General features: G+C 60.0%; 1 protein-coding gene. It reads right to left on the bottom strand.

Annotated elements, in window-relative coordinates; translation table 11 throughout:
- Positions 1–255: SDR family oxidoreductase (locus tag SB756_RS32480; protein ID WP_410913559.1), on the bottom strand; the 255-nt coding region annotated here is incomplete at both ends.

Below are 255 nucleotides of genomic sequence, written 5' to 3' on the forward strand. Positions count from 1 at the left end.
GCGGTCAACGATATGCCGTGCTTGCCGGTCTGGGCGACGAACGAGGTGTTGAGGATGACCGAGGCGCCCTCTCGCAACTCCGGCAGCATCGCCTGAAGCGTGTAGACCACGCCCTTGACGTTGATGTCCATGATCTCGTTGTAGAGGTCATCGTCGATGTCATTCACTGCGGACGGGAAAGCCCAGCCAGCGTTGGCGAATACGACATCCAGGCCGCCGAACCGTTCTTTTAACTGGGCGGCAACGGCACGCATG

It is taken from the genome of Pseudomonas sp. SIMBA_068, assembly GCF_046534705.1.
In the GTDB taxonomy this organism is placed as follows: Bacteria; Pseudomonadota; Gammaproteobacteria; order Pseudomonadales; family Pseudomonadaceae; genus Aquipseudomonas; species Aquipseudomonas putida.